8 protein-coding genes are annotated in these 8,055 nt (G+C 73.3%); 6 read left to right on the plus strand and 2 right to left on the minus strand.

The window, feature by feature from the left end; genetic code table 11:
- Nucleotides 1-5: 5 nt before the first annotated feature.
- Entirely contained in the window at nt 6-1,172 is a 1,167-nt protein-coding gene (locus ACIQIB_RS18020; protein WP_363614919.1) for a DegT/DnrJ/EryC1/StrS family aminotransferase, read from the minus strand.
- Between the two features lie 163 nt (nt 1,173-1,335).
- On the opposite strand from ACIQIB_RS18020, the gene ACIQIB_RS18025 reads away from it, so the two are divergent.
- From ACIQIB_RS18025 to ACIQIB_RS18045, 5 genes are all read left to right on the plus strand, one after another.
- Nucleotides 1,336-1,776, plus strand: a complete 441-nt coding sequence (locus ACIQIB_RS18025) for a type II 3-dehydroquinate dehydratase (protein WP_380600367.1) — start codon at nt 1,336-1,338, stop codon at nt 1,774-1,776.
- Nucleotides 1,776-2,795, plus strand: coding sequence for an ROK family protein (locus ACIQIB_RS18030; RefSeq protein WP_400758906.1), 1,020 nt, complete (start codon nt 1,776-1,778; stop codon nt 2,793-2,795). Before ACIQIB_RS18025 ends, ACIQIB_RS18030 begins: the two co-directional genes overlap by 1 nt.
- A gap of 99 nt (nt 2,796-2,894) precedes the next feature.
- A complete protein-coding gene (locus ACIQIB_RS18035) occupies nt 2,895-3,956 on the plus strand; it encodes a 3-dehydroquinate synthase family protein (RefSeq protein ID WP_400659616.1) in 1,062 nt (353 codons plus the stop codon).
- 1 nt (nt 3,957) lies between these two features.
- Nucleotides 3,958-4,797 carry a shikimate dehydrogenase family protein gene (locus ACIQIB_RS18040; RefSeq protein WP_400758909.1) on the plus strand — a complete coding sequence of 280 codons (840 nt, stop codon included), beginning with the start codon at nt 3,958-3,960 and terminating at the stop codon, nt 4,795-4,797.
- Between the two features lie 192 nt (nt 4,798-4,989).
- On the plus strand, nt 4,990-5,259 hold the full coding sequence (locus tag ACIQIB_RS18045) for an integrase (protein ID WP_400758911.1): 270 nt from the start codon (nt 4,990-4,992) through the stop codon (nt 5,257-5,259).
- A 223-nt stretch (nt 5,260-5,482) separates the two neighbouring features.
- Here ACIQIB_RS18045 and ACIQIB_RS18050 read toward each other — a convergent pair whose 3' ends face one another.
- Entirely contained in the window at nt 5,483-5,770 is a 288-nt protein-coding gene (locus tag ACIQIB_RS18050; protein ID WP_400758914.1) for a hypothetical protein, read from the minus strand.
- 365 nt (nt 5,771-6,135) lie between these two features.
- Between ACIQIB_RS18050 and ACIQIB_RS18055 the strand changes: the two genes are divergently transcribed.
- Nucleotides 6,136-7,284: a Voldacs domain-containing protein gene (locus ACIQIB_RS18055; protein ID WP_400758917.1), complete on the plus strand. Its 1,149-nt coding sequence runs from the start codon at nt 6,136-6,138 to the stop codon at nt 7,282-7,284.
- Nucleotides 7,285-8,055 lie beyond the last annotated feature (771 nt).

Below are 8,055 nucleotides of genomic sequence, written 5' to 3' on the forward strand. Positions count from 1 at the left end.
CGCGTTCACACCGCGGCCAGGGCGTCGGCGATGATCTGGGCGGTGTCCTCGATCGCCCGCTCGCTCGCGAGGAGGGTGCGGTGGTGCAGCCAGATGCCGTCGGCGGTGAGCGCCTCGCTGTTGGGGCAGGCCTTGGCCAGCTCGTCGACGGTGGTGTCGGGCGCGGCCGACTCCCAGAAGCCGTCCGAGCGGTAGATGGCGCGGAAGACCACGAAGGCGGGCAGGCCGCGCGCGATCAGGTCGTCGACCAGGGCGTTGCGCCTGTCCTCGCCGAGGCCGGGCACCCGGAACATCGCCATGTAGTGCGGGACGCGGTCGGCTCGCTCGTCGTGGCCCTGCGGCACCACGCCGGGGATCTCCGTCAGCAGGCTCTTGAGCAGCTTGGCGCGCTCCTCACGGACGCTGATCTGGCTGTCCAGGCGGGCGAGCTGGGCGCGCAGCACGCTCGCGGAGAACTCGTTGAGCCGGAAGTTGGAGCCGGAGGTCTGGTGGTAGTACTTCCGGTCCGTCGGCGGGCGGCCGCAGCTGTGCCGCAGGAACGCCTCGTCGTACTGGGCGGTCTCCGGGAAGGTGACGGCGCCGCCCTCGCCGGCCGTCATCAGCTTGCCGTTCTGGAAGCTGAACGCGGCGATCGAGCCCAGCTCGCCGACCCGGCGGCCGCGCCAGCGGGCGCCGTGGGCGTGCGCGGCGTCCTGCACGATCGAGACGCCCGAGTCGGCGGCGAGCTTGTCGAGGGCGTCCAGGTCGGCGATCTGGCCGGCGATGTGGACAGGCATGATCGCGCGGGTCCGCGGGGTTATCGCGGCGGCGGCCGCCTCGGGGCTCAGGTTGTAGGTGTCGAGGTCGATGTCGACCGGCACCGCGGTGGCGCCGAGCCGCTGGGCGGCCTGGGAGGAGGAGATGAACGTGAACGCGGGCACGATGACCTCGGTGCCCGGGCCGACACCGAGCAACTGGAGGGCGATCTCCAGCGCGTGGGTACCGTTGGTGACGGCGAGCGCCTTGGCGGCGCCGTGGTAGTCGGCGAACTCCTGCTCGAAGGTCTCGACCTCCTTGCCGCCCATCCGCCACCACTGGCCCTGCTCCAGGGCCCTGAGCAGTCCTTCGCGCTCGGCATCGTCGTACTGCGGCCAGACCGGGAACTCCGGGGCCGGACGTCCTTGGGCACTCATGATTCCGCGCAGCCTTTCCTGTAGGGGGGACCGTGGAACGGCACGCTAACCCAGGAAATGCGGCCCGTCACTTCCCCTACACACCCCCCTAGAAAGCCCTTGTCCTGCAGTCCGGTAGCCCTCTTCGGGGTTCGCCCGGGGAACTCGCTGCTATAACCGGAATATGAGCGAACTGCTATTGCTGAATGGCCCCAATCTCGGGATTCTCGGCCGCCGCGAACCGGAGGTCTACGGCACCGACACCCTGGCCGACATCGAGGCCGCGGTCGCCGCCGAGGTGGCCGGCCGGGGCTGGAAGGTGGTCTCCGTCCAGCGCGAGTCCGAGGGGCAGCTGATCGAGGCGGTGCAGGACGCCTGGGAGGGCTCCGTCGGGGCGATCGTGAACCCGGGCGCGCTGATGATCGCCGGCTGGGGCCTGCGCGACGCGCTCGCCGCCTACCCGCGGCCGTTCGTCGAGGTGCACCTGTCCAACGTCTGGGCGCGCGAGTCCTTCCGACACGAGTCGGTACTGGCGCCGCTCGCCTCGGGCGTGATCGTCGGGCTCGGCGCGCTCGGCTACCGGCTCGCCGCGCAGGCGCTGCTGGCGAAGGTCCCGGCGTCCTGATGGGCTTCGCGACGGGAACCCCGGCAGGGGACACCACGACGACGCGGGCCGCGGCGGCGCAGGGCCCCACGGCTCAGGCCCCGACGGCTCAGGCCCCGACGGCCGCCCGGGGCGTGCTCGGCATCGACATCGGCGGCACCAAGGTGGCGCTGCGCGCCGAGGACGGCCCGCCCGGCGGGCCGGTCCGCACCGAGGAAGCCGTGCTGCGCTGGCCCGGCGCCCGGGTGGCCGGCGTCTACGCCGACTGGACGGCGCTGGCCGGCACGGTCGCCGACCTGCGGGAGCGCTGGGAGGGCGACTTCGCGGCGGTCGGGGTGGCCGTGCCCGCGACCATCGGCCCGGACGGCCGGGTGCTCGCCTGGCCGGGCCGCCCCGGCTGGCGCGGCTTCGACCTCGTCCCGGCGCTGCGGCGGCTCTTCCCCACCGCGGCGCTGGCCTGGGCGGACGACGGTGATCTCGCCGCGCTCGCCGAGGCGGTGCACGCCGGGTCCGGGCACGTGGTCTACCTGGGTGTCGGGACGGGCGTCGGCGGCGGTGTCGTGCACGAGGGCGCGCCGCTGCCGGGCCCGGGGCGCGGCTCCTGCGAGGCGGGGCACCTGATCGTCGACCGCCGGGGCCCGGTCTGCGACTGCGGGCGGCGCGGCTGCCTGCAGGCCACCGCCTCCGGTCCGGCGACCCTGCGGCGCGCGGAACTGCTGCGCGGCGCGCCGGTCGAATACGCGGAGCTGCGGACCGGGCTGGCCGAGGGCGCGCCGTGGGCGGTGGAGGCCGTCGAGGAGACCTGCGCCGCGCTGGCGGCGGTGGCCGTCTCGCTCGGCGAGCTGTTCCACCCCGAACTGACCGTGCTGGGCGGCGGGTTCGCCGACGGGCTGCCCGGCTTCACGGCGCGGGTGGAGGCGCACGCCGCCGCGCTGGCCCGCCCCGGCGGCCCGGCCCCCGCGATCCGGCCGGCCGTGCTCGGCGGGCTGTCCTCGCTGCACGGCGCCCTCGCGCTGGCGCGGCTGCAGCCCGCGTCCTGAAGCCGTGCCCGCGCCCGCGCGCCCCAGTCCCACCCCACCGAGCGACATCGCACCACACACCACCGCACACCACCGCACCGACCAGCCCTGGGAGCCGAGTTGACCACGACAGAAACCCTCGTCCGCACGGACGGCGGGCTGCGGCGCATCGACGTGGAGCTGGGCGAGCGCGGCTACCCGGTGCTGATCGGCCCCGGCGCCCGCCACCGGCTGGCCGGGGTACTCGCGAGGATCGGCGCCCGCCGGGTCGCGGTGGTCAGCGCCCGGCCCGCCGAGTGGCTGCCCGACACCGGCCTCGACACCCTGGTGGTGGAGGCGAAGGACGGCGAGGAGGGCAAGTCCCTCGCCTGGGTGGCCGAACTGTGCAGCCGCTTCACCGCGTTCGGCCTGGGCCGGGCGGACGCCGTGGTCTCCTGCGGCGGCGGCACCACCACCGACGCGGTCGGGCTCGCCGCCGCGCTGTACCACCGGGGAGTGCCGGTGGTGCACCTGCCCACCTCGCTGCTGGCCCAGGTCGACGCGAGCGTCGGCGGCAAGACGGCGGTGAACCTCCCGGAGGGCAAGAACCTGGTGGGCGCGTACTGGCAGCCGTCCGCCGTGCTCTGCGACACCGACTACCTCAGCACCCTCCCGCCGCGCGAACGCGTCAACGGCTACGGGGAGATCGCCCGCTGCCACTTCATCGGCGCCGGGGACCTCCGCCACCTGCCGCTGCCCGAGCAGATCGCCGCGAGCGTCGCCCGCAAGGCCGCCGTGGTGGCCGCCGACGAGCGCGACGCCGGGCTGCGGCACATCCTCAACTACGGCCACACCCTGGGCCACGCGCTGGAACGCGCCACCGACTTCCGGCTGCGCCACGGCGAGGCGGTCGGCGTCGGCACGGTCTTCGCCGGCCGGCTGGCGGGCGCGCTCGGCCGGATCGGCCCCGAGCGGGTCGCCGAGCACCACGAGGTGGTCGCCCACTACGGGCTGTCGACCGCGCTGCCGCCGGAGGTCGACACCGGGGCGCTGATCGCCCTCATGCGGCTGGACAAGAAGGCCGTCGACGGGCTCTCCTTCGTCCTGGACGGCCCGCGCGGCGCCGAACTCGTCAGCGACGTCCCCGAGTCACTGGTCGCCCGCACGCTGGACGCCATGCCGCGCGCCGCCGGGGAGGCCTGAGGTGTCCCTTCCCCCCGACCTGCCGACCCCCGACGCGCCGGCCGCCGGGCCGCCGATCTCCGGCCGCACCCGGCTGTTCGCGGTGCTCGGCGACCCGGTCGCGCAGGCCAAGGCGCCCGCTCTGCTCAACCCGCTGTTCGCGGCGAGCGGCGTGGACGCCGTGCTCGTCCCCGTGCACGCCCCGGCGGACCGGCTGGACGAGGTCGTGCGAGGGCTGAAGGCCGTCGCCAACCTGGACGGGCTGCTGGTCACCGTCCCGCACAAGCTGGCGATGTGCGGGCACGCCGACGAACTCAGCGACGCCGCCGCCCTGCTGGGCAGCACCAACGCGCTGCGCCGCGAGCCGGACGGCCGCTGGTACGGCGACAACTTCGACGGCGCGGGGTTCGTCAGGGGCCTGGCCGCCGCGGGGCACCACCCGGCCGGGCTGCGGGTGGCGCTGGCCGGCGCCGGAGGCGCGGGGCTCGCCATCGCCGCCGCCCTGCTCACCGAAGGAGCCGCCGCACTCACCGTCACCGATCCCGACCGGGGCCGGGTGGACGCCCTGCTGGAGCGGCTCGGCACCCGCTGGCCCGGCCGCGTGGCCGCCGCCCCGCGCCCGCCCTCCGGCGTCGACCTCGCGGTCAACGCCACCCCGCTGGGCCTGGACCCGGCCGACCCGCTCCCCTTCGACCCGGCAGCACTGGCGCCCGGCGCGCTGGTCGCCGACATCATCATGACGCCCGCCGAGACCCCGCTGCTGCGCACCGCCGCCGCCCTCGGCCTCGCCACCCACCCCGGCATCCACATGCTCGCCGAGCAACTGCCGCTCTACCGCTCCTTCTTCCGCCTTCCGGGGTGACCCCCGTTCCTCCGGAACCGCCGGAGAGCCCGGAACGGGCGGGACGGGCTGGACCCGCAGGACAGGCGGGAGAAACGGGGCACGGGGGCGTGCCCGGCGGGACGGAACCCCCAGGATCCACCGGGCCCGCCCTGTGGGGTGCCATGAGTGACGCAATGCCCCTGAACAGGTACTCTGCAGCTCCAGGTGATCATGGCAGGCTCGGTCTGTATGGCGCTGCGCATGCTCTACCTGGTCTTTCTCCGGCTCCTGGGACTGCTCCTGCTGCTCTCCCGCTCGGAGGGGGCGAAGGACGCCGAGATCCTCGCGTCACGCCACGAGAACACGGTGCTGCGCCGTCGGCTCGGCGTCCGGCCACGCCTTTCCTGGCCGGACCGCACGGTGCTCTCCGCTCTCGCCCGGCACCTGCCGGGCAGGCTCCGTCGGCACCGCCTGGTCACCCCCGGCACCCTGCTCACCTGACACCGCCGACTGCTCCGCTGGAAATGGAAGCAGAAACCCGTGCGCACGGGACGACCCCCGGCCGCACCGAGCGCTGCAACTTCGCGCTCCTGCCGACAACCCCGACGTCATCCCGTTCCCAGCCCAGCGGATCCAGCGCCACGACGTCCTCGACGGACTCATCCACGAGTACCGCAACACCGCCTGACGAAGACCAGAGCAGCTGACGAAAACACAGTTCGGCTCATCTGCGGGACTTTTGGGACCCCACAGGGTCCATCGCGGGGAACGCGAAGCGTGGCTGCCGGCGGATGGACTCCATGCGCTCGGAGACGATCGGGAAGTCCAGGTTGGTGCGGTCGGCCGACACTCGCGGGTCGGCCAGCAGCGTGCGGATCTCCGCGTGCCCGGTGACCAGCCAGGCCGCGCGGCCGTCGTACAGCGTCACCCGACTCACCGGCCCGTCGGTCGACAGGTAGCCGGACGGCGGCTGGTAGGGACACGTACGGTCCTGTGGATACGACAGCGACATGAGCGTTCCCCTCCCCTCGGGCCGAGGAGCGTCGGCCCGCGCGTCGGCCCAAGAGTCGTTCGCTCGGAGTCAACCCGCCCAGAGCGGTTGCACCGTAGCGGTGTATCCGGTTCTTCCCTCCAGCGGGCAGTCCGACACCGCACACTGCTCCAGCTCCTGCGCCTGTACGACAGCCGACGCCGCGAGGTGCGCCGCCTCGTCCTACCGCCGACGGCGGCCCCTCCGCGGCTCCACCCGTCTCCTGTCCGAAGACCGCTGCTGCCCCGCTCTTCGACGTCCCCTGGGCCGCCGAACCTGTCGGCACGTCAGAATGGCTTGTGGCCTGGCGATGTGCTGGCAGAATCACGAACCGGAGGTAGGGCTTCATGACCCGGTACAGCATCGACCCCGAACGACACGAGCTGATCGCCACCTGGGGAACCGGCGAGGGTGGTCTCGCCACCCGCATCGGCGTCCTCCCCGCTGGGACCGGCACCTCCGTGCTCCTGGGCCTGGCCCGTGCGCTCACCCAGCTGTCCGAGGCCGCGTGGCGCACCTACACCCACCCCGCCAGCGCCGCCTCCTCCCAGGACCCCAACTCCGAGGGCTGGCGCCGCTCGGAGGAGCGAAAGGCCTTCGACGAGGTCCCCCTCGCCATCACCCGGCCCAACCTCCCCCAGAACGGCATGCTCGACGTCTCCTACAGCTCCCTCGTCGAATCCGCCCACCGCGCCGGCCGCGCCCTCCACGCCCTGGACGACCGCGAGCTCACCGACGCCGTCCTCGCCGAAACCGCCACCGAACTCGCCGCCGTGGAGAACGCCGAACTCGGCGACCTCACCGACCGCGCCCGCCAGGCCGTCCTCCTCAGCCGCGAAGGCGCCTCCCCCGTCCAGGTCGCCGCCGCCGACCGCCTCCTCGAACAGAACCCCTTCGGCCCCGCGGCCCTCCTCACCGAGATCGACCCCACCGCCGCCGCCGTCGCCGCCGCCCACTGGCTCGCGGCCGCCGCCGAGGTCACCGCCGAAGCCACCGGCCACTCCCCCACCACCCTGCTCCTCGAAGCCGACAACAGCGAAGCCCTCCCCCACGAAACCCCCACCCTCGTCCTCGAACTCCTCGAAGCCGGTGTCTCCCCCTACGACGCGGTCACCGGCCTCGTACGCCACGCCCTCCACATCGCCGACGGCCTCCTCCCCGACCCCGCAGGCCTGCGCGAACAACTCGAAGACCTCGACGACGACCTCGCCGAACACACCGGCCCGGACACCGACCCCGAGGACACCGGCCTGCGCCTGACCCCCCTCGACCCCAGGCGCCCCGCCCGCGACCTCCTCGAAGACCTCCTCACCGGCATCCACGCCTGCCAGCTCCTCCACGAGGAATACGACGACCCCGACGAAGAGGACGCCGATGTCAACGAGGCGGAGGACCGGAACGACGAACAGGCCGAACAGCACCAGGGCCACGGCCGCGAACGCTTCGCCCACCTCGTCCGCGAAACCGCAACCCGCCACCGCGACCGGCTCACCTGACCCGCCACCCGAACCCGACGCGCCCCCTCGACAATCACCCAGGGTGACAACGGAGGGCTCTGACCACCCGCTCCCCTCGGCGACTCCGCGTGACACGCGCCGACCTGTCGGCAACCGCACGTTCACCCAGGCCGTCGACGCGCGCGCCCGAACCCCGGCCGATACTACTCAGCGTAATCACTCCGGCTCACGCGCCTGACACCAAATCAGGTTCGAGAATTCCGCAACCCCGGAAAGGGGCCGGAATTCCACCACCCACCGGAACGGGCCGAGCAGCCCTGCGGGCGGGGAATGAGGATTCCCATCCCCTCCGACATTCGGAGGAATTCGATAGACTCAGAGCATCCCAGATACCTCTCGCAGCCGACCGCGGCCGCGCCGCCGCAGGCGCCGAACCCCGGCCCGCACCACGTCCGAGAGCATCCGTCCGGTCACCACCAGTGACGACACATCCGGATGCCGGGGCGCCGAACGTGATCCACGACGCTGCGAGCCGCCCAAGGAAGCCGTAGGCGATCTGCGCAGGTCAAGGGATCGCACCCACAGGTCCAGCACAAGAGCCCTTTTCGGTGAGGCGTATGTCGAATGCTCTGGCGAACTGCACGGAGACCCTGGTGACCACGGACTCGCTCAGGACATCCCACGCCTTGCCTCGCACGAGTACCTGGGTGAGCCGGGCCGTGGTCCGCACCTGGCGGGCGGCCTGGAGCGAGTTCACGCCCTACCTCGCGTTCCCGCCCGCGATAAGGACGGTCGTCTACTCGACGAACA

Source organism: Kitasatospora sp. NPDC092286 (genome assembly GCF_044755565.1).
Classification (GTDB): Bacteria; Actinomycetota; Actinomycetes; order Streptomycetales; family Streptomycetaceae; genus Kitasatospora.